Genomic DNA, 23,353 nt, shown 5'->3' with positions numbered 1-23,353 from the left:
GAAAACAATGAAAAAAATTAGTTTTAGAAATGTACTAAGTAAGAAAGCCCTGAGCGCAGTTACTGCATTGGCTATCTCAGGCCTTGTGCCAGCAGGTTTTGCCTTAGCAGGGGAGCTTGTCGTTACATCTGAATTCGTTGCCTCATCGGCAAATGTATATGTTGAACAAGGAGAAACTCAATCTTTCAACCTTATTGTCAGTTCAAATGGCAGTGTGACTGATGCTGACGTTAGTTTACCTACATTGTTTACATTAGATGCAAACGGAACTTTTTCTTCTAGCAATACCGATACAGTAAAACTAACTGCCGATGTACGTTCTAAAAGTGTTCCAGCAACCATTCAAGTTGATCCTAAATTAGGACCAGGAACATATACATTTAAATTTAATAAGGATAATTTCTCCTACACTAATAACAATCAACAAGGAGCAAAGCTAGGAGATGATTATTCTGACACCATTACTTTTGTCGTTACCAAGAAACAGGTACAAGATACAACAGCTCCAGTGGTCACTGCTACCCCTGATAAAGTTGCAAACACTCATAGCTGGTATAACGAAAATGTTACAGTTAACTTCTCTGCTGTGGATGAAGAAGGGGGATCTGGGGTTAATGAAAGTACAATAAGTTCCCCTAGAACATTTGAAGTTGATGGAGTTCATGAAGGTATTACCGGAACAGCATATGATAAAGCTGGGAATTTAGGTACTTCCGCTCCCATTACAATTAAACTCGATAAGACTGCTCCTACAATTACAGGAAAGGCAACTACAGAACCAAATGAAAATGGTTGGTATAATAGGGATGTAATTGTAAAATTTGAGGCAGATGATTATTTATCAGGTGTAGAAAAATATACACAGCCAGTTACACTTAGCACAGAAGGAGAAAACCAATCTGCAACAGGCACTGCAACTGATTTTGCCGGGAATTCTTCCTCTATTTCAGTAAATGGTATTAAAATTGATAAAACTGAGCCGGAAATTAGTTTACCTGCAAAAGGCACTTTCAAACTGAATGAAAAGGTAAGTTGGTCAGCATCTGATTCGTTATCAGGAGTTGAAAATACTAGTGGTACCATTGATACATCAAAACCTGGTACTCATATTGTAGAATTAACGGCAACAGATAATGCTGGAAATATCGAAACACAAGAATTTACCTATACCGTGGAATACAATTTCGGTGGTGTTTTACAACCAATAAACAGCAATGGATCCAGCATCTTTAAAGCTGGCAGCACCGTGCCTGTGAAGTTCCAATTAACAGATTTCAGTGGAGCTTATGTATCAAGTGCTAATGCCTCTATTTCTATCGCAAAAGTTAACGAATCTGTACAAGGTACGGTCACTGAGTCCATTGTGACTAGCACAGCTAATACAGGAAATGAATTCAGGTATGATCCTGCAGCAAATCAATATATCTATAACCTAAGTACTAAGGGGTTATCAACTGGTACTTATTTGATTACAGTCAAACTTGATGACAAAACAGCTTATACAGTTAAAATGAGCCTAAAATAATACACCTTTAAAAAGGAATCGATCCGTCCATGATTGATTCCTTTTTAAATTGCCACTCCGATTCGATTAAGAATAGATATCTGCCATTCTCTTTAACTCCTATCCGATAATTAAAAAATATCAGGCCGTTTCTACTTTAAAGCAGCTTAAATTCAATATTGTGGTTTTTCTCGAAACCATAAGGTCGCAATCCACTTTTCTCCCTCTATTAATGGGCGGGATCCATGCTTGGCAATTAAATATACTTGATCAGTTACTCTACTGAAGTTTTCAAAAACCAATAAGTTTCCCTGGATTGGGGAAATCTCGAGAGAAAGGGCAGGAAAGAAAGTCTCGCCTCCAGCCTTCACACTATTTAAATAGAGAATGGCTGTATAGATTCGTTGTCCTCCCTTAAGTAAGTACTCTCTCCCTAGTTGGCTAGAAGATTGAAAAGTATCAAAATGTGCATTAAACTTACCACCAGGTTGATATCCTACAACTTGCAGCTTCTCAGCATGGTTAAGCGGCTTCCCAACAATGGAAGCAATCCGCTCAGATATTTGTAGAACATTTTCGTTAATATTATGGTGTATCCAAGCTTGTTCTGACTTCCGTGAGCTGGATAATTTTTTATTTGAATCTCCAACAACAGCTGACGGTTGAAGTTTTCCTTTAGCTAAGTCTATGAGCTCTTTACATTCCTTCTGGTTTGCTACATTTTCATAACAGGCTATAAAGGGGGCTTTTTCGTGGTATATAAAACTAGGCTCCTGCATTATATTCACCTCTATTGTCATTAATCTATCCTTAACTTATGTAATGGAAGCGTTTTATGTACATTTACTTTATAACTCAATAAAAAAGAGAGCAGCATAAATCCTGCTCTCTTATTCAATATTAAAGATATAGCACTCAACTTAGGATCACAGAATAAAAACATCACAAATCGAACCAATATTTAATAACCATTTACAAAGTCGGCGATTGTTTCTCTTTCGTCTTCTGTAAGTTCCCTTTTTACGGACTTTTCGTACTTCTCCATTATTTTTTGTTTATCTCCGCTGCAAATATCTGTATATTTTGCAATAGATCTAAGCATAGCAGCTTCCTTATTGAATTCTTCTTTTGAAATTGCCTTTTGATGTGAAAGTATGTATGTATCTGCGTCAAATGCTTCTAATTCATCTAATAACCGCAGCGTTTCCTTGATTGTGTAGTTTTGTTTTCTGGAAAAAATATCTGGATAAATACAGTCACCTAGAAAGAGAATTTTTTCTTCTTTAATATAAACGATTACTGAATCTGCAGCGTGATCCCCACCTACGTGTTGTAAGAAGCAAGTTACCCCACCAAGGTCAATTTCCACTCGTTTTTCAAAAGTTAAATCCGGCAATACTATTGAGATATCTCGGTGTTCGGTATATTCCTCCTTGATTGCATTCGCACAAAATTCAATTTCCGATCCCTCTTTCACTCGTGCATCTAATGCTTCATCTGACCACGAAAGCGGGATTAGCTTCTCCATTTCTTGTTTCGTTTTTTTGGAAGCTATAGAAACTATATTAGAGAATGCGGAAAGCCCAAAAATATGATCCCAATGCCAATGAGTAAGAACAACCAGATCAGGATTAGGAACTCCCCTTTTTAAAAGCTCTGACAGAAAATAATTGGCATGTTCTTCCGAGTTGCCTGCATCAATCATTAATGTCTTATTTAAGCCTACTACCATTCCTAGTATTGGCCGGTCAGTCACCGATACTGGAGTGATATACCAAAAACTCCTGCCGATTTTGTTAATGGAATGCATAAGAATTTGCCTACTTTCTTTACATATTTAATTCGAATAGCGGTTTTTTCTCATTATGGCAGGCTTTCCATGCAATATCAAAATAAAGTCCACCTCTGCTCGAAACTTTTATATAACTCTCCTGCGCTTCGATCCCCACTGAAGGTTTTTCCTAGCCCATTTGCGGTAATCAACTATATGTTCTAAACTTTTACTTACAGTTGACCTCCCCTTTTTATACGGCGGTTTTTGTAATAAAAAAGGTGACACAGTAATCTGTATCACCTCTAATAATGGCATCTTTAAATACAGAGAAAGATCTTCTTGAAACAGAAGATCCATACACTTGCATTACTGGTTGATTTGGCCGCCATCAACTGTATAGATAGATTGTGAAACATATGAAGCGTCATCTGATAACAAGAAAATTGCTACATTTGCCACTTCTTCTGCTTCTCCGTATCTTCCCATTGGTACTGCAGACCCAAATGCTTTTCTAGCTCCTTCAGCATCCTCAGGAACCGTATTTTTTTCAATTTGACGCATCATACGTGTATTGATTACTCCAGGCGCCACTACGTTCACTCTAACACCAAATGGAGCTGCTTCTAATGCAACTACTTTGGTCATGCCAATTACTGCATGTTTGGAACTATTGTAGCCAACAAACCCCGGTGATCTAATTAAACCGGCACCAGATGCAGTATTTACAATACTGCCAGCCCCTTGCTTTTTCATTACAGGAACAATGTATTTTAGCCCAAGGAATGCACCCTTAACATTCACATTCAAAACTAAATCAAATGTGTCAGTTGGATAATCTTCTACGTTTGCGGTAATTCCTTCTATCCCTGCGTTGTTGAAGAAGCCGTCAATTCTGCCAAACTTTTCAATCGTTGCCTCAACATACGCCTTGACATCCTCTTCTTTTGCGACGTTTGCCTGAAGAGCAATCGCTCTTGAATCATCAAGACCTATTTCTGATACCACTTGTTCGACTGCCTCTAAATTTAAATCCACTAATGCAAGTTTCGCTCCTTGCTCAGCTAATTTCTTTGCAGTTGCTTTTCCAATACCGCCGGCTGCACCTGTAATTACTACTACTTTTCCATCAAATTTGCCCATTCCAAAATCCCTCCAGGGGTATAAATTCAGATATATCTGTTCGTTATTTGAATTCGATTACTATTATAGGATTATTGTGCTGTATAACCGCCGTCAATAATTAGGCTGTTTCCAGTCATGAAAGAAGAATCATCGCTGGCCATGAAAAGTACTGCCTTTGCCATCTCTTCTGCTTTACCAAGACGTTTCATCGGAGTAATTGCAGATAATGCTTGTTTACTTTCTTCTGGAATAATTGGTGTATCAATGAACCCAGGGCATAATGCATTAATACGAATCTTTTGCTCTGCGTATTCTAGTGCAAGTGAACGTGTTAAGTTAATCACACCGCCCTTTGCTGCATTATAGGCTGCTGATCCAGGTGAACCAACCAAACCGTACATAGATGCAGTATTAACAATAGTACCTCCACCTGTTTTTAACATCTCACGGATAGCTTCGCGAGCTACTAGAAATACCCCATCTAAGTCAACATTTACTGTGTTACGCCATTCAGAGTACTCTAAATCATGTGAGGGATGAACGCGCCCGATACCAGCATTGTTGAATACAACATCTACTCTGCCGAAAGTTTCTACTGCTTGTTTAAAGACATTGATTACCTCTTCTTCACTAGTAATATTCGCTTTAACAAATAGAGCTTCAGCGTTAAGCGCTTTCAATTCCTCTTCAAAAGCTTTTCCTTTTTCTTCATTTAAATCAACGAGAACAACTTTAGCCCCTTCTGAAACGAATAAACGTGCTGTCGCAGCACCGATACCAGATGCTCCACCAGTAATCACAGCTACTTTGTTTTGTAATTTCCCCATGATCGATACCCCCCTGTATAATTTAAATAGCACTATCAAATTTCCACTAAAATTGATATACTTAGCTAAATTTTGTGCTATTTTGTTCACAATTAAATTGTACTATTTTGTTCACATATAACAATCATTAAGATTTTAAAAAGTGTCTATCTAGTAGACACTATAGGAAGATTTGTCTATTTCCAGGGAGGTTTTTTTTCATGAGTGATGAACAAAGCACGTCTTCTAAACAACGAAATCGGACAAAAGAACATTTAAAACAAGCATTAGTTCACCTCATAAAGGAGAAAGGATATCATTCTCTTTCTGTAAAAGATATTGTAAATTATGCATCTTATAATCGCAGTACCTTTTATATCCATTACCAAGATAAAATCGAATTAGCTGAAGATGTTCTCGATTCTATGCTTCAAGGATTAGAGGATTCAGTAGGAAAACCATATGTACCTGGACAAAAAGTATATACAACAAATCTGCACGCCCCATCCTTTAATCTCGTTTCCTACATATATAAGCACCGAAATTTTTTTGAACTCATTAAATACAATGATACTTTACCAGGATTACATACGAGATTTCCGCAATCTATCTTAAACATCTATAGGGATCAATTTATTTTCAAAACAATAAACAACATCCCAGTAAATATGGATTATTTTAAACGCTATACAGCCTACGGCTTTTACGGCCTCATTCTGAATTGGATTACAATGAATTTTAAAGAATCTCAAGAGGAGTTTATCAAAGAAGTAATTGATTTAGCGAAAACACATATATACTCGTTTGAATATAGAGGAAAATAAGTTTGATGTCTTATCAGGACAGGGGAGCAATTTTATAAAGAAGAATGAAGAAAGTGAAAGGACAATTTGCTATATTGTATACGTTAACTATACTATTAAGCTGGCCAATTAATCACACATGATGAGATGTTTTGGCCAGCTTATTTATTTTCTGTAATAGAAAGATTCATATACAATCATTATTCAAAAAAAATTGCCTCTATTTATGATACGGTTCTTCGTAATATGTCTAAGTGAGGATTTTTAATGTATAGCCCATTTCTACCTGTGCTTCTTTATTTTTAACATCTTCATTTGAATAAGAGATAGAATTAAACCCAATTAATTCAAAAACATTTTTTAAATAAAACTGGATGGCTGGATAATTCGATGTTTGTGTTTCTAAGTAAATCGCTCTGACGACTAACTCAATTGCTCTTTTCTTAGCAACTTCAATTAAGCTTCCACCAATCCCATTTTTCTTAAATCGATTAAGTACATATAGATCATGAATTAATAATGTATTATTCCACTCCATATGTTGTATTACCATAATAGCGGCTTCTTCTTCATTAAACTCCGCCAAATAAAATTCCGAACCTTCCTTATACGCTTCGAAAATTTCTTCTTCGTATATCTTTACAAATGGAACCGCAAATCTATCTTCAGTTAACGAGAAATTTCAACCATTATCTTTTCGTTCTATATGTATTTCATAATATTTTTCAGACGTATATTCATAAAATACTTTTTTTCCTGAAGGATAGTCTATTTGAAAGATTGGTCTAATCATTACCACTATGATTTCACCAGACTATATTATAAAACACATTTATTTATGATTCGGTTCCTAGTAAGGTTCTCATCTCTCTTCCTTATGATGTATGAACCCATCATGAAAAAAATAAACGGAGATTATCCGGCTAAATATAGAAGGGAACCCGTTTCGAGGAAAGTAAGGGGAGATTTTCCGGTTATGCAAAGTAAAATACCACATTTTCACGTTTTTCGAGCCAATAAGTGGAATTTCTCCGTCTATCTCAGCGATTTTTTATGAGAATTACTAATTAAGCGGAATTCTTCCGTCTAATAATCAGACCGGTTCATTAACTCGATCGCCTAACCGATAAGAACGGATTCTCTTGGTTCCAGAAGCGGGGATCAGCATCTTTTTTTCGACTAGTTGAGATAGTATTTTTTTAACAGTCTTGTCACTAAGCTTTAAATATTTCTCGACTTCTGTTGGGTTTATGTTTTCTCCTTTTCGAATCACCAGCCGAAGCACTTCCTTTTCAAGAAAGGACAGAGATGACTGGTCCAGCTCATCACCCAGCCATCGGCCTATCACTTGCTGAACAACCTGTTGGCATCTACGGGGATTGTCTTTCACTTGGTCAAAAGAAAAGCGGATCACTGTCCATCTATCAATCACCAGCTGGTTTTGACGTTCTAGGTTATCGGAGAATTGCCATCTGCTGATATTCTTTAGGTGAGGACCATAACCGTCGACCTCTAGGCTAATCCGAATGCCGGGGCGAATATATGCAAAATCCAAATACCTTTTGCCATCCTTGTAATCATCAATTTCATATTCAGGATGAAGATACTTGAATTGGTAAAATAGTGGCCACCACACTTGCTTCAAGAACAACTTTTCAGCCTGTTTGTGACCCTCTTGTAGGCGCCGCAGCCTTTCACCCGTTCTTGCTTGTAAATGAGCATTTAAAAAGACCTGATATTCATCTTCAAATCCCATACATCCCTCTCCTATCAATAAAAACATTTAACAACATAGACATATTTATTTAAATAATTATTGAAAAATATAAAAATCAAAAGTGGTAGATGCTAGCGAAAAAAAGCGGATTATTATGACGTCAATTAGAGGATTGTAAGCGGCAAAATAAGAAATGCGAAGTAAAAATGATAAAAAGAATATTTTGAGAAAAACTCGCGTCAAGAACTAATTTTAGTTTAATAGAATTCCTATAATAGTCAATCGATTTAACTTATCATACTGAATACCATTCCTATAATTTTTATTCCAGCCTCTCCCAATCTTAAGGAGAGGCATTTTGTTAAACCTCATTTACTTATGATACGGTTCACCGTGCCAATTCAAACGGTAAACTTGCTATACATTCTTCTATTATTTATCCTGATTAATCCATTGATATCTACCACCTCTATCATAGCATTAACTATCAAACGATAATCATTGTTTTCTGTACGGTAAGACCATTCGAATTTGTGTATATATTCAGACTTTAAACGTGGTATAATTTAACAAACCAGAAAAAACCCCAGCCATTTAATGTTAAGTTATATAACAAAGGAGGAAGTCAGTATGGGAATATTTGATTTCTTTAAAGGGAAAAGTTCGGAAGAAGAGAATGCATATACTGGTGATACCCCACCATGTCCACGTTGTGGAGAGTCATTAACTAAAAAATATGAATATAGTGATCCGTACTGTACACATTGCAACTATGGTTTAGATGATGACGACGATGATAATGATGAATCTTTAAGCGTTTACGAAGCTGCAGAGATTTGGGCTTCACACGGAAAAGATGAAGATTACATGTTTGGGTATACTGAAAAAGAATTGGAAGATGCTCTATAAACATAGATACCCTCTCGACCAGTGCGGTCGGAAGGGTATCTATTTGTCTTGGTTTAAGAACTACGAAACACTAATATTTATTTATTGCATAGAAGATGGTCTTCCACAATTTGCCGCGATTGCGAAAATTCATAATCCAATTCCTCAAAAGAAATGAGAGAATTAGGATTTTTAACTAATATTTCTAAAGTTTTACTACAGCTAAATGCTTTGACAGCAAGCTGAAATCATCTGATAGTACAAAGCATGGCAAAGGTGGTACATTCTTTTGTCTGTAATAATCTTCAAAATTCCCCACATATAATCCCTTCATCAAAATTCAGAAGGCATTCTACAATATTTAAACAGTTAAAATGGATTTCAACTTGTTAAAGATTAAATCACTACGCTTTTCAATAAAACTATCAAAGTCTAAAAGATTTAAACCTGTGTTTGGTATATAGTGTTTATCCATATAATCTGTTCTCTTATTTTGATCTGGGTACGTTTTTACTATCCATTCATCAAACATCAAATTTGACTTTTGTTGATTTGGAATACCTTCAAGAAGTTGTAGATTGACTATTGAATTACATTCACTAATGAAAATATCTTGTTTATCATCTGGTACACCATTATTAGATAATTTTTTCTTTGTAAATAAACTTTTCGCAAATATGTGATCAAGATGAAATTTGTTTCTAAAATCTAAAGTGGGATAAAGTAATGCTAACACAGAGAACGTATGCTTCTGACCATATTGATATGTAAGCAAGTTGCTAATCTCATCATCATTAAACGAAAAAGATTTAGTACTACCTTTAAACTCATCAATAATAGCATTAAGCGGGAATTCAGTATGGTTAGTTAGTATAATTTTTCTTAATGGTCTCAAAACATTGTCAGGCTGTCCGCTAAACACTCTTTTCAATAAAGCAAGAATTAGCCACTTATGTATTCGCTGCCTGTCACTATTATAAGAAGAAGATTGAACGTAATTATGTGGTAATCCTATTTTCAATAAATAATAAGCAATTGGGATTATTGCATTATTAGATGTTAAGGTTTCTTGATTATACCCAAAGTTGGATACAAGACTTACAGCTAACCGAATAGCTTTTTTTACATTATCCCAATTCTGCTCAATCTTCTGCATTGTTTCTGAATCAAAATTATCAACCTTAAATGCAATATCACTGAAATCACAAAGCACTAAACATGATTTCAATACAAAATCCTTGTTAAAGTTAAATCCATCGCCAATCTGATTTATTTCGTCTACAAATTCAGTGATTTCTTTTCGGGCATCTTTATTCTTCCATTGAGCAGTTGCAATTGAGAGTAGTAAGTCTGAATAGCTTAATGCTGTTCCACCACTGTTTACACGAATAAAGATATTTAAAACTTTATCGAGTTTCTGTTCTTTTTCCAAATAGTAATTTATACTCGGTGTTTCATTAATAGCTTTGTAAAGTTTAAAAAGTGTCTGGTTAGCAAACAAAGCCTTTTCTTTTTCAATCGAACTTAGCCCATTTTCTATGAGATACTGATTCACTTCATATTGATCCCTAATATCTAAAATATCGGAAACCTTATACCAGTAAGCAAGATTATTTGCATTATCATCATCAGCTACTTCTTCTGTCAAGAACCTAAAATCATATACGGTATCAAATTCTTCTGAAGGTGCTAATAGATCAACATAAAGTTGTTGTTTAGGGTATGCTAAAGGGTTTTCTCTACGCATTCTTGGAAGTTTGTATGCGTAACTCCCCTTTAAACCAATATACATCGAGGTCAAACGTTGCTGACCGTCCAATATAGCTATAATATCCTCTTCACCACTAATACTTGCATTGGGGTTATGACGGTTATCTCTTTCATGATATTCTCTTATAAACTCGTAAAATTGAAATTCCTTACTTTTTTCTTTATTTACATACCAAAAGAGAAATGAACCTACAGGATAACCTTGCATCAATGAGTCGAATAGTCGTTCAATTTGGTCTGTATCCCATACGAATTCACGTTGTATAGCTGGCAGAATATATTTTTTTCGATGAATGTTTTCTATAACTTCTCTAATTGTGAGAGCTGTTTGAAACGCCATTTTTCTATCCCCTTTCTAAATCTCCAGATGTTAGAAACACTTTTTACATTTTTTGTATCTTAGTTGACCATAAAAATTTCTATGGTTGTTTTCGGCATCACTTATGGATTCGAATTGATACCATCCACCATCCTTTAAATTGCGTTCAATTCCTTTAGTTGTGGTTTCCCTAGATAAGACATATGAACAAGATTTTTTATGTACCGTGCAACATTTATCTGGATAATCGACATTCATCCACATCATCACTCAATTCCCCTTCTCAACATCGTCAGTTTTATTTACCAATCATTTTGTCTGATTCTCTTGTCCATAAGGATGGCAAATAAATATGACGGAGCCTGTAGACTTTGTAATGGAACAGTATTTTCTAATGGTACATTCTTTAAGGCTTCAGCAAAGGTGCTTTTAGAAACAATACGATTTGTTCTGCTTAATTTTATCGTATTACCTTTTACTTTATAGGTAAATTCTCCGCCTTTAATTTGTTTGAATACTTGCCCTTCATTTTCATTTATTCTTTCCCATATTACTTCAATCATCAACTCAACCTTCCTAAATTTCCAGTGAAAAAGGTATGTTATTTAATTGCTTATTTTTTTTATTAGTTCAACTTACATATTTCTCCACAAATAGCCAATATACCTCCAATTCATATTATAAAAAAATAGTTCCCATCATTATATGATAGGAACCTTGCTTATTGAATAGAATCACTAAGAAACATTTCAAATATGACCTTTTTCTTTTAATGAAATAAACTTATCTGCGCACACAACAAGATGATCCAGTACATCGATACCTATGATTTTTCCAGCTTCTACTAATCTCTTGGTCACCTCAATATCTTCACGACTTGGAGTTGGATCGTTGCTAGGGTGATTATGAGCTACAATTACGGAAGCAGAATTTGAAAGTATAGCTGGTTTCAGAACTTCTCTCGGATGCACTATGCTGGCATTTAAACTCCCAATATGACATACATTTATTGCAGTAGGTTGATTCTTTGTATCTAAGCAAACAACTATAAAATACTCTCGATCTACTTCAACTAAGAATTGTTTCAGTAGTTTATAAGCATCCTCTGGCGACCTGACATTTCTTTCTGGATAAAGGAAACTATTCTCTTTAACCAATTTTAGACTAACAATGTTTACTCTCTTAGCGGGTTGCTTTTGAAATTGATCCACTTCTAATAACCTTAATTGCTCATTTTGTATCGGTAAATAATTTTTCATTTTAACTTCCTCCATGATATCGTTTAAAATTTGGTTATAAAACTAAAGTGAAATTAAAAGAGGACGGATCTTCAGTTGAAGATCCGTCCTCTTTTTTACCTAATATTTGATTTTTTGATTTTCCATCAAAGTGTAATATTATTGATTCAATTTTCCTATCTTTACTTAATAAAATCTTATCAACCACTAAATTTAATATTGTTTTTTTCTGATCATGATTAGCATTTCTAATTATATCGTTTAAATTATTCATTAAATTCTTAACTACTTGAAATTCAATAGGGTCAGAATTATTTAATCGGAGTTTTTCTTGAATTGATTCTTTATGTTTCCTTTTCGTTTCAATATCCTCTGAAATAGATCCAAGCCTTTTTGAAAGATCTTCTTTCGTAATCATACCGTCCTCAAATAGCTCAAACCATTTATTCTTTTTGTTGTCATATCCCCCAATATCTCTTTCCATTTGCTGTAATTGTTCCTCTAAAGGTTTTATCGTGCGTTTCCTTTTCTCATTTAAATTATTTACAATGTCCCTTAGTACACTTTCATTTACTAAACTACTCTGTACCTTATTAAATACAAACTGTTCTACTTCATCTGCTTTTACACCATTTGACCTACATGCTGCAGTACCTTTATTTCTCCAAGCTCCACAATGATAATATCTGTGAATAACATAACTACCATCCTTATGCTTTTTCTTAACCCTTCCTGCGACCATAGACGAGCCACAGGCAGGGCACTTTAATAAGCCAGTTAATGGATAAGAACCACTATAGACTCTATTGGGCTTATGGGATCTCTGACTATACAACTTCTGAACCTTTTCCCATAAATCCATAGTGATTATTGCATCATGCTCTCCATCCACAATAATGGGATTTTTATTTGTTCCCTTTCTCCTCTTCTCACTCCAATTTTCCCTTCGATTATATCTAATCTTTCCAATGTATATAGGATTCATCAGAATTTCTTTTACTGCATTTATTGAAAACATATTTCCCTTTTTTGATTTATACCCAAGCTTATTAATATGATTTGTAAGACTCTTTAATCCCCTCCCTTCGGAATATAGTTTAAATATTTCTCTAACAGTGAATGCTTCTTCTTCTACTACCTCTAACCTTGTTTTAGTATCATCCTTATTACTCTTGGCACTTATATATCCTAATACCTGACCTCCATTCCATTTCCCAAGTCTTGCTCTTTGTTTCATTCCCATTTTCACGTTATCTACTATGGTCTCCCTTTCGAACTCACCAATAGATGCTAATACATTCATCATTAGTCTTCCTTGCGGAGTTGTTGTGTCAAAGTGTTCTGAACAACTTTTAAAATTCACATTACTTTTGTTTAACTCTTCTACTATCTTAAGTAAATCTAAGTGATTTCTTGCTAATCTGTTTGTTTTCCAGACCCATACTTCATCAAATTTCTTTTCTTTTGCATCTTTAAGGAGCTGCTGTAGTTGTAACCTCTTCTCCATTGATTTACCGCTGATGCCACGATCAATATAGTTAGATATTACTTGCTTTCCATCCAACTCAATCCTTTTTCTTACCGTATCAATTTGTGCATCAATAGAATATCCTTCTTCTGCCTGTTCTGCCGTAGAAACCCTTGCATATATAACAGCTCTTATCACTTTTCTTTCACCTCCATTTCATCAATTAATTCTTGATAAAGCAAATCACTTATTAATTCAATTAAAACTGTATATATGTTTTTTTCATTACTCTCGACCACCTGTATTCCCCCTTTTAATTTTAGTAGGAATACATGCATATCAGGACTTGTACCATTGCTCAATGTTATAATATATATTTCATATCCTGGTAAATACTCTATTTATATACTGAGTATGCATGCATCTTAACTCTTTCATATTTGTAGCCAATTGTAGAGAAAACGTAGTAAATTCTTAACCTTAAAAACTACGGCTTTGTTGTTGTAAAGCGAGTAAATTAGGCTCCTTCAATGATTTGTGTAGATAAAGTAGCCGCTTATTTATCAAAATTCTTTTAAATGCTCACGCTCTTGGACTATTTGTTTCAATGTAATTCCAATGAATCCATCCAGTGGTGTAGACTTCCTAAATCGGAATTTTGATTGTCGAATAGGTAGTTTTTTAATTTCATTAAAAAAATCTTTTTTGCTTAGTAAATTATGGCAGTTATCTCTGGCATAGTTTATATATGCTGAATAAAGATCTCTCTTATGAACCCTACATTCATCGTTATTAGGCTCTAACTCACACATCACCGTTATGAAATCATTTATATTGCTCATTTCATTTTGATACTGCTTTTTAAATTCAATAGAATCACTACACTCAGTAAAAACAAAATTATTGTTTATTAAACGCTCCAAACCCTCTACAGCCCATTGGACAATATAATCCTTTTCGGAAAGAAGCTTTTCCTTCAATTTGTAGTCTCTTTTATCCTCTTGAATCGTATTATTAAAAACTACAAATAAAATTCTGTCTGTAAATGCAGTGGTATTGTCCAATGTCTGTAATTGAGGCATGGCATTACCAGCCATGATTATTTTTGCTTTATTAATAAAATTGATGGCAGTTTTATATTTGATATCAGCTCTTAATCTATCATTTCCTGTTAACGCTTTTATTGTATTTATATTTTTTAAGGCATTGTCATTTAATTCACCACAAACATTTAACTTCTTCTTAAATAAATCGGATAAAGAAAATCTTCCGCTTAATTCATGAAGAGGTACGTTACTTGTGTAATCCTCTCCAATAATCTCTGTTAATACTTCAAGAATTGTACTTTTTCCAGTGTGTGGGGCTCCAATAAGTGCAAACCATTTTTTTGCATTAGTATAATTCGAGATTGTATACCCTGTAAGTTCCTGAATCTGCATTATCTTTTGCTTATCACCTTTTGTACATTGATTGATGAAGTGTAAGAAGTGTTTCCCTTCCGTCCGATGCGTATTGTAATTAGCATTTATAAAACTAGTAAAGTGATATTTTGGAGAATGGCTTAACTCCCTGCCTGTTCTTAGGTCCAATACACAATTACTAAAATTAATTAAGTGGGAGTAGGAATCTAGATTGTCTTCCTGTATTTGAATTGCCTCACTACTCTTTAAACGATCAATTATATCGTCAACTCTGCCCTTAGATAGAAGTCTTTCCACTTTATCTGACCATCCGCTTCGTACTAACGTTCTAATTTGATATTCTTCAAGTTCAAAGAAGCAGCCCTTGCTACTGTTATAAAGGTAAAGGCTCCCTTTCAAACATTTAAGGGTATATCTATTGAGTATTTTTGAATAAATATCATATTCGATGCTTTTATTATTTGAATCCTTGTGTGGCTCACCCTTAATGTTTTTTTCATTTACAATAACTTTCTCAGCTGTGCCAATTTTAGAAACTATATCCCAGACCTTCCTTTGTTCTTCATCCAACGAATTATTGGCTAAGAACCCATCATCTAATTCCCCATACTCTAAGGTAAGTATTTGAGTTCTTCCCAGCGATTCGGAATTAATCTCGTGATTTCTTAAATAGTCTTCTGGAATATCATTAAATACTACCTTTGATAAACTTTTATATTCCTTTAAATCACTTAATTCATGATCGTATAAGTATTCGTCTGAGACCAAGTCAATTGGTAAACTGTTTATTTTTTTTCGGATAACATCCTGAAAATCGCCTGCTTTATTCATTCATTAATTACTCCTTCAACATTTTAATTTTGCAAATTTCAGCATCCTCATCTTCAAGAAGTAAATTATGAATAGCAGGAAAAAGAGTAGTTACTAAAGTAAATGCATTGTTACGTAGGTCTTTTAGCAGGGATTCCTTTCTTACAATTATTTCGCTAATCTTACCTTGTAATGTACTATTGAAAATTGTTAATTGAGCAAATGACTGGTTTTCTATATAAGCAATCAGCAGATTTTTTTCATTTTCTTCATCTTCGTCTTTGAGAACAAAAGCTGCTTCTTTGCTATAACAATAAAAACGCTTTCCATCTGAATCCCTTCGGTCCACAATTATTCGTACCTCATGGTTTGTTATATTTTGTTCGTTTGACAATGCTATTTTTCTACTACCAATATTTCCATTACAAACCTTTCCGCTTGGTGTAATGTGACAAAGCAGAAGAACTATAGGATCAATTCTTTTGTCACCTATGCATACAAATGAATTTACACCGTCACTTGCTAATAGTTGAATGTTAGAATTTCCTTCTGTCATTTTCTCAATAAGTTTTTCTTCTGCTTTAGTCAATTCATTTACAAGAGCCATATTCTTATCTCTCCTTTTAGTTATTACTTACAAACTAAAAGTAACACCCCTGTTTTCATGATGTTTATTTGGAATATTCAAAATAAACACCCATAAAGCCTAATAATAGTAAAGCCGCTCTCAGAGAAAGAGAGCGGCTTTACTATTTTTAATTTATTTTTTTTCAAAAAATAATTTGTCTAAATCTATATTTACATTATGGAATTTATCTTTCATTAAGCCAGGATCAACCTCAAAGCTACTAAAGACCTGCAAAACTTCTTCTATCCCCAGATTTTTTTCTAATCTTAAAGCAAGTTTTTCACCGCTAGTAGCAAACTCCCTTGCAATATAATAAAAATATGCCTCTACTAAATCGGGTTTAACTCTGATTGTTTCAAATAAATCATTAATTGCCTCTTCGCTGAATTGTCTCCGAATCCCATTTACCTTCTTTACTTTTTTATAGAATTCAATGAAATCCTCTGAGTAATTAATTCTATTTTCATCTATATGGAATATTGACTCATCTCTTAAATCTGCTAGTTTATAACCTGCAACTCCTTTTAAAGTATGGTAAAGGAACAATTTTTTCTTGATTTCTCTTAACCTGCTCACTTCCTCTTTCTCGGTTACTTCATTACTTTTAATTGATAATTCACCTTTAGGAGCCCTTATATTTTCAATCAAGTATTCTTTTAACAAAGGAATGTACAAAAAAATTAAAATAAACAATTCACCGTAGCCTTGCCCTTTGATAAAAGGAAAACTGTTATCCTCTTTAATGAACTGCTCTGTAAAATAAAGCTTTAACCTAATATCCTCGATTAAGGAGAAGGATGCAAGCACCTTTAAATAGTTATTTTTGTCTTTCTTTAATTTAAATTTTTTGAAATAATCACTGGGTAATACTGACCATGCTTTCAGTAGAAAAAAGACATTCGTTTCCCTTTCTATTTCAAGAATATCCCTTGTAGGATTAAATCCCTTACCATGGTCATTTAAAAGTTCTATAAACTGATGATGATGAGTCAAGAGGTCATTGGGTAAACTTTCATTATCAAAATCTTTATCAATTCTTGGTTTTACAGATCTTTGCTTATTTACGTATCTTTTAAAATAAAAGGGAAAAAGAGTATGATTCCTTTCAGTAAATGGATAAGTAAAATTTTTAAATAACTCGGCTGCTTCATCTATCTTTTGCCTCTCAAGGCAACTTTCTTCATTATCATCATGAACAATTTCTACTTTTAAGTTCTCTTGTAAGTAACTTTGAAATCTTTCACTAAGCACATATTGTACTTCATTTTGCATATCCTCAAGTGATTCACCAATCGTTGTGCCAAGTAAAGGCTCATCAGGAAAAGATATTGCTAGGTCCACCTCTTGTTGGCTAAGAGTTGCTGCTTCCTCAAGAATCAAATGCAATACATATTTTTTTATGTATTCCTCAACTACAGTAGCTTCCAGATCCAAACCATCACATACATCTTTAAATTTTTCACCAAGATTAACTGCTTCTAGTATATCTGCGTAGCTTCTTTCCTTGCTTTTAAATTGAAATCCTATTTCTTTATACAATTCCGCTTTTAATTTATTGGTTAACCTTTGCATTTTACACCTCTTAAAATACATTCAGATATTACAAATATACTTTTTATTAATTTACCAATGCAAATATAGTTTCTCTGGCTTGTAGGGAATGTTTAACAAGGTGATAATGAACCTTTGTTAATCAATAAAAAGCAACAATAATCTAAAAAGGACTAGAAGGCGGTGGAAGTAATGTTTGAAATGCAAAATGATATCCTAACTATAGAAGAATTAATGGAAGCACTTTATATTGGAAGGAATTATGCTTACAAATTGCTGAATAACGGGGAAATAAAAGGATTTAGAGTAGGAAGGTCTTGGAGAATACCAAGAACGTCGTTAGAAGAATTTATTTTTAATAAATGCAGATGATCTCACTTAGCATGGTCTAAGTGAGACTTTCTTTTGTGCCCCTCTATGTTCCTAACTCTCATGAGGATTGCCTATCGGCATAGGCATCAATTATATAATATATATACATAATAATTGACTAGACAGATAGTATACTTTGGATTTAAATACGCATATCCAGAATTGCAAAAGTGGAGTATGAGGTAATTTCTTCAAAATTATGAGAGGGTTAGTAAAGTGCTTGAAATTTTTCCAATCTATTTACTATTTAGCTTGTATGATAAAATTGAGTTAGACATTACTTGAATTCAAATGTTATCTGGAGGGATATAAATATATGGAAGAAACTGCTGTATATCAGGCAAAAACACATTCATTTGATAAGATTATTCATGATTTAGAACGTGAAGACATGGTACAGCGTGATAGAGGAACACTTTTTGAATTGTTGGTTACTGCGTATTTGAAACATGAACCTATGTATGCAAGATTATTTGATGAAATTTGGATGTTAGGAAATGTACCTGATGAGTATGGTATTCCTAAGAAAGATACAGGTGTAGACTTAGTAGCACGTAATAGGGAAACTGGTGATTTGATTGCTATTCAATGTAAGTACTACTCCAAAGATACTACAATTCAAAAGTCACATATTGATTCTTTTCTAAACGAAGTAGGTAAGAGTTATTATGCAGAAGGAATTATTGTTACTTCAACTGATAAATGGAGTATTAATGCAAACGATGCACTCTTATACCGCAATAAGAACATTGCACGTATTGGATTGTCCCAACTGCGTGAAAGTGAGATTGATTGGTCAAAATTCTCAGTGGAGAAACCAAAGAAAGTTGAATTGAAATCAGCTAAGCAACCACGTCCCCATCAGATTCCAGCAATTGAGGCAGTAGTAAATGGTTTTGAAACTGCTGATCGTGGAAAGTTGATTATGGCTCCTGGTACAGGTAAAACCTATACTTCTATGGTAATTGCAGAAGAAATGGCAGCGAAGAAAAACGGTCCATTTAGGATATTGTATCTTGTTCCTAGTATTCAGTTGCTTTCTCAATCTTTAAGAGGATGGACTGCTGATTCCAAGTATCGTGAGGATATGGATACTTTTGCTGTGTGTTCGGATAGAAAAGTTACGAAGAAAGTAAAAGGTGAAAATGAGATTGAGGATATTGCTGCAGCAGATTTAGGATATCCAGCCACAACTGACTATCAAAAGTTACTGGATCGTCAAAAAGATATTGAAAAGGCTGAGAGTCAAAGTAAGTTTTTAGTCGTGTTTTCAACGTATCAGTCAATCGATGTAATTAGTGATGCTCAAAAGAATGGTTTCTATGATTTTGACTTAGTTGTCTGTGATGAAGCCCATCGTACTACTGGTGCAACAGAGTCAGGAAAAGAAGCAAGTGCCTTTGTGAAAGTGCATAGTAATGACAATATTAAGGCTAAGAAACGACTCTATCAAACAGCTACTCCTCGTATCTATGGTGAAGATGCAAAACAAAAAGCGGATGAAATGTCTGTGGTTATTGCAGATATGAATGATGAAGATATTTATGGTCAAGAGTTTTATCGAATTGGTTTTGGAGATGCAGTAAACAAAGGCATTTTAACTGATTATAAGGTAATGGTTCTTGCTGTAGATGAAGAAGTAATTGCTCGCCGCTTTCAATCAATGTTAGCAAGTAAAGATGATGATGAGCTAAAATTTGATGATGTAACTAAAATTATTGGTTGTTGGAATGGACTAATTAAGCGTAAAAGTAATTCTAACGTAATATCCGCTAATCCCATGAAACGTGCGATTGCTTTTGCTGGAACTATTCGAGAGTCAAAATTGATTAAAGAAATGTTTACTGAAGTCGTGGATATGTATATTAATGAGTCAGGGGATCAAAGGGAACCAGTTCGTGTTGAAATAGATCATGCTGATGGATCAATGAATGCGCTGCAAAAGAATGAGAAAATTTCATGGTTAAAAGCTGATGTTCCACAGAACACATGCCGTATCCTTTCAAATGCAAGATTCCTTACAGAAGGTGTAGACGTACCTGATTTGGACGCTGTTATGTTCTTGAAACCTCGCAAATCACGCATTGATATTGCCCAGGCTGTTGGACGTGTTATGCGTAAAGCAGAAGGTAAAGATTATGGTTATGTCATTCTTCCAATTGGTATACCAGCTGGTGTTGATGAAACTACTGTCTTAAATAAAAATGAGAAATATCAAGTAGTTTGGGACGTTTTAAATGCTTTGCGTTCACTAGATGAACGATTTGATGCAACGATTAATAAATTAGAGCTGAACAAAAAAAAGCCTGAACAATTACAAGTTATTGGAGTGGGCTCCGCTCCTGATGAAAGTGAAGGCGGATTTACCATTGCAGAGCCTCAAACAGAACAGTTAACTCTAGGGCTCGATGAAGAAGATTTCTCGGACATTGAACGAGCGATATATGGAAAAATAGTGAAGAAAGTTGGAAATGTAAGGTATTGGGAAGATTGGTCAAAGGATGTTGCTGAAATTGCACAACAGCACATGATGCGTATCCGTGTGATGATAGAGGATAAAAGTAGTGAGGCATATACAGCCTTTCAAAAATTCATTTCAGGGCTACGTCACAACATTAATGGTGCTATTTCAGAGCAACAAGCAGTTGAGATGTTAGCTCAACACCTAATTACAAAGCCAGTATTTGAGGCATTGTTTGATTCATATAGCTTTGCAAACGATAACCCTGTCTCACGAGCAATGGATGCTGTGTTAAAAGTTATGGATGAACAAGGTCTTGTGAAAGAACAGGATCGTTTAGAAGATTTCTATGAAAGTGTTCGTATTCGTGCTGAGGGTATTGACAATCTCAAAGCCAAACAAGACATTATTATTCAGCTATATGATAAGTTCTTTAAGGTGGGATTTAAAGAAACGACTGAACGTTTAGGAATTGTATTTACACCTGTAGAGGTAGTAGATTTTATAATTAATTCAGTTGAAGATGTATTGAAGAATCATTTTGGTCAGTCAATTAGTGATGAAGGGGTTCACATCCTTGATCCTTTTACTGGTACTGGTACATTTATTGTTCGATTATTGCAAAGTGGATTGATTTCAAAAGAAGATTTGCTGCGCAAGTACACGTATGAACTTCATGCAAATGAAATCATTCTGTTAAGCTATTATATTGCGGCGATTAACATTGAGGAAACATTCCATTCAATTATGAAAGGTGACTATAAGCCGTTTGAGGGTATTGTTTTGACTGATACGTTTGAAAGCACTGAAAAAGAACAGTCGTTTGAGGATGAATTGTTTGGTGAGAACAATGATCGTCTTGAAAAGCAACGTAAAGAGTCTATATTTGCAATAATTGGGAATCCACCTTATTCTGTTGGAGCCAAGAGCGAAAATGAAAGTACTAAAAATCAGAGTTATCCCGTGTTGGATAATTCAATTGGAAATACTTATGCTAAATTTTCAAAATCTAAATCTATCAGAGGGATTTATGACACTTATATAAAGGCTTTTAGATGGGCAACAGATAGGATTGGTAAAAAAGGTGTAATAGCATTAGTCACTAATGGTCAATTTATTGATAGCCAGAGTGCTGATGGTTTAAGAAAATGTTGGGTTGAAGAGTTTAATTCCATTTATGTATTTAATCTTAGAGGGGATGCAAGAACCTCAGGTGAACAACGTAAAAAAGAAGCAGGAAATGTATTTGGTGAAGGTACAAGAACGCCAATATCCATCACATTACTTGTAAAAGATGGATCTGATAATCATGCAATTTATTATCATGATATAGGAGATTATTTAAGTCGTGAAGAGAAACTTTCACGTCTTGCACAAACTGTTTCTATTAAAGGAATTGAGTGGACTTCTGTTGTTCCTGATAAAAATAACGATTGGATAAATCAAAGAGACGAGCAGTATGGAGAGTATCAAAGTATTTTAGGTGATATTTTTTACCTTAAACAAGATGGAATACAGTCTAACAGGGATAGTTGGGTTTATAATTTTTCTCCTTCAACAGTTAAAAATAACGCTGAGCGAATGATTGATAATTATAATTTGGAGGTCCAAAGACTATCTTCAAAATCAGATCAAGAGAAAATCGCTCTTCTGAATACGGATGAAGGATTTGTTAGTTGGAGTAGATCTCTTAAGAATAAACTAAATTCTAATAAGGTTATTAAAAAATTAGGAAATGATGCTGTTGTTAAGAGCATGTATTATCCTTTTGTAAAAAAACACCTATATTACAATCGTGATATTCTTGAGTATCCTAGAAAATTTGATCAATCTTTGATTGATGGGAACATAATGATTAGTGTATCGGGAGCTGGCACTAAAAAAGGATTTTCTGCATTCGTAACGAATACTCCACCAAATTACAATATGTTGGATAAAGGGAGACATTTTGAACTATATAATTTTATAGACAAGAATGCACTATTTGAAGAAAATTCAAATTTAAATGAGACCTTCGAAACCTCTTTAGGGTTAAGGGGATATGATGCATTTGCTTATGTTTATGGAATTTTGCATTCAAATGAATATCGCGAAAAGTACCAAAACAATTTGATTAAAGATTTACCTAAAATTCCAATAATTAAGCAAGCATATACGGTATCCGAAATTGGTAAAAAGTTAATTGATTTACATCTAAATTACGAGACTGTTGAACCATATTCAGACGTTGTTATTGAAGGTAAGACTAACCCTTCCTACAAGGTTAAGAAAATGAAGCACCCTAAAAAAGGGGTACTTGATAAGATCGTTTTCAATGCTGACCTAACTATCTCTGAGATTCCTGTAAAGGCTTATGAGTATGTAGTAAACGGTAAACCAGCAATAGAATGGATCATTGACCAGTATCAAGTAAAAACAGATAATAAGTCAGGAATTGTGGACGATCCTAACCTTTATACTGATGATGAGCGTTACATTTTTAATTTGCTACTGCGTGTAATCAACGTTTCTGTTCAAACGGTAGATTTAGTGAACAGTTTGCCATCGTTTGAAATTATAGATTAGATTTGTAATACTAGCCATGGATAGTGTTGATTTGAAATTTCCAATGATTTTTTAGGAATAGGAAAACTTATTAACTTTAAAATGGGTAGACAAGATGTAGTAGGAGCAACCTTACTACATACATTAAAAGAGAAGT

General features: G+C 34.2%; 18 protein-coding genes. 5 read left to right on the top strand and 13 right to left on the bottom strand.

Translation table 11 applies throughout. The features are described 5' to 3' along the window. Positions 1-7 precede the first annotated feature (7 nt). Positions 8-1,525, top strand: a complete 1,518-nt coding sequence (locus B5X77_RS05710; RefSeq protein ID WP_079506043.1) for a PxKF domain-containing protein — start codon at positions 8-10, stop codon at positions 1,523-1,525. A gap of 152 nt (positions 1,526-1,677) precedes the next feature. On the opposite strand, the gene B5X77_RS05705 is transcribed toward B5X77_RS05710, so the two are convergent. From B5X77_RS05705 to B5X77_RS05690, 4 genes are all read right to left on the bottom strand, one after another. Next, positions 1,678-2,283 (bottom strand): prolyl hydroxylase family protein, encoded by a 606-nt coding sequence (locus tag B5X77_RS05705; protein WP_079506041.1) that lies wholly within the window; start codon positions 2,281-2,283, stop codon positions 1,678-1,680. A gap of 182 nt (positions 2,284-2,465) precedes the next feature. Further along, on the bottom strand, positions 2,466-3,314 hold the full coding sequence (locus B5X77_RS05700; RefSeq protein ID WP_079506039.1) for an MBL fold metallo-hydrolase: 849 nt from the start codon (positions 3,312-3,314) through the stop codon (positions 2,466-2,468). A gap of 330 nt (positions 3,315-3,644) precedes the next feature. After that, positions 3,645-4,418, bottom strand: a complete 774-nt coding sequence (locus tag B5X77_RS05695; RefSeq protein ID WP_079506037.1) for an SDR family NAD(P)-dependent oxidoreductase — start codon at positions 4,416-4,418, stop codon at positions 3,645-3,647. 71 nt (positions 4,419-4,489) lie between these two features. After that, on the bottom strand, positions 4,490-5,227 hold the full coding sequence (locus B5X77_RS05690) for an SDR family NAD(P)-dependent oxidoreductase (RefSeq protein ID WP_079506035.1): 738 nt from the start codon (positions 5,225-5,227) through the stop codon (positions 4,490-4,492). Between the two features lie 200 nt (positions 5,228-5,427). Between B5X77_RS05690 and B5X77_RS05685 the strand changes: the two genes are divergently transcribed. After that, a complete protein-coding gene (locus B5X77_RS05685; protein WP_079506033.1) occupies positions 5,428-6,030 on the top strand; it encodes a TetR/AcrR family transcriptional regulator in 603 nt (200 codons plus the stop codon). A 229-nt stretch (positions 6,031-6,259) separates the two neighbouring features. On the opposite strand, the gene B5X77_RS05680 is transcribed toward B5X77_RS05685, so the two are convergent. Together B5X77_RS05680 and B5X77_RS05675 are read right to left on the bottom strand one after the other, a co-directional pair. Next, the gene (locus B5X77_RS05680) at positions 6,260-6,646 is read right to left on the bottom strand and encodes a GNAT family N-acetyltransferase (RefSeq protein WP_257391774.1); all 387 of its coding nucleotides are present in this window, start codon (positions 6,644-6,646) and stop codon (positions 6,260-6,262) included. Positions 6,647-7,102: 456 nt separating this feature from the next. After that, on the bottom strand, positions 7,103-7,765 hold the full coding sequence (locus tag B5X77_RS05675; protein ID WP_079506031.1) for a hypothetical protein: 663 nt from the start codon (positions 7,763-7,765) through the stop codon (positions 7,103-7,105). 591 nt (positions 7,766-8,356) lie between these two features. On the opposite strand from B5X77_RS05675, the gene B5X77_RS05670 reads away from it, so the two are divergent. Next, complete coding sequence (locus B5X77_RS05670; RefSeq protein ID WP_079506029.1) at positions 8,357-8,635, top strand: hypothetical protein; 279 nt, start codon at positions 8,357-8,359, stop codon at positions 8,633-8,635. A gap of 340 nt (positions 8,636-8,975) precedes the next feature. Here the strand turns inward: B5X77_RS05670 and B5X77_RS05665 are convergent, their stop codons facing one another. The 7 genes from B5X77_RS05665 to B5X77_RS05630 all read right to left on the bottom strand — a co-directional run bounded on the left by B5X77_RS05665 (position 8,976) and on the right by B5X77_RS05630 (position 17,840). Beyond that, complete coding sequence (locus tag B5X77_RS05665) at positions 8,976-10,724, bottom strand: DUF262 domain-containing protein (RefSeq protein WP_079506027.1); 1,749 nt, start codon at positions 10,722-10,724, stop codon at positions 8,976-8,978. 281 nt (positions 10,725-11,005) lie between these two features. After that, complete coding sequence (locus tag B5X77_RS05655; protein WP_176167246.1) at positions 11,006-11,266, bottom strand: hypothetical protein; 261 nt, start codon at positions 11,264-11,266, stop codon at positions 11,006-11,008. A 186-nt stretch (positions 11,267-11,452) separates the two neighbouring features. Continuing rightward, positions 11,453-11,962, bottom strand: a complete 510-nt coding sequence (gene radC / locus B5X77_RS05650; protein WP_079506021.1) for a RadC family protein — start codon at positions 11,960-11,962, stop codon at positions 11,453-11,455. Between the two features lie 34 nt (positions 11,963-11,996). Next, positions 11,997-13,607, bottom strand: coding sequence for a recombinase family protein (locus B5X77_RS05645; protein ID WP_079506019.1), 1,611 nt, complete (start codon positions 13,605-13,607; stop codon positions 11,997-11,999). A 365-nt stretch (positions 13,608-13,972) separates the two neighbouring features. After that, positions 13,973-15,661, bottom strand: a complete 1,689-nt coding sequence (locus B5X77_RS05640) for a DNA primase family protein (RefSeq protein ID WP_079506017.1) — start codon at positions 15,659-15,661, stop codon at positions 13,973-13,975. 7 nt (positions 15,662-15,668) lie between these two features. Continuing rightward, complete coding sequence (locus B5X77_RS05635; RefSeq protein WP_079506015.1) at positions 15,669-16,247, bottom strand: hypothetical protein; 579 nt, start codon at positions 16,245-16,247, stop codon at positions 15,669-15,671. Positions 16,248-16,400: 153 nt separating this feature from the next. Then, complete coding sequence (locus B5X77_RS05630; RefSeq protein ID WP_079506013.1) at positions 16,401-17,840, bottom strand: hypothetical protein; 1,440 nt, start codon at positions 17,838-17,840, stop codon at positions 16,401-16,403. A 171-nt stretch (positions 17,841-18,011) separates the two neighbouring features. On the opposite strand from B5X77_RS05630, the gene B5X77_RS05625 reads away from it, so the two are divergent. Next, entirely contained in the window at positions 18,012-18,191 is a 180-nt protein-coding gene (locus tag B5X77_RS05625; protein WP_079506011.1) for a helix-turn-helix domain-containing protein, read from the top strand. Between the two features lie 316 nt (positions 18,192-18,507). Further along, on the top strand, positions 18,508-23,217 hold the full coding sequence (locus B5X77_RS05620; RefSeq protein ID WP_079506009.1) for a DEAD/DEAH box helicase: 4,710 nt from the start codon (positions 18,508-18,510) through the stop codon (positions 23,215-23,217). Positions 23,218-23,353 lie beyond the last annotated feature (136 nt).

The organism is Mesobacillus jeotgali, from assembly GCF_900166585.1.
Lineage (GTDB): Bacteria > Bacillota > Bacilli > Bacillales > Cytobacillaceae > Mesobacillus > Mesobacillus jeotgali_A.
Note: the sequence above shows the minus strand (reverse complement) of the source record. Positions and strands in the feature narration are given on the sequence as shown.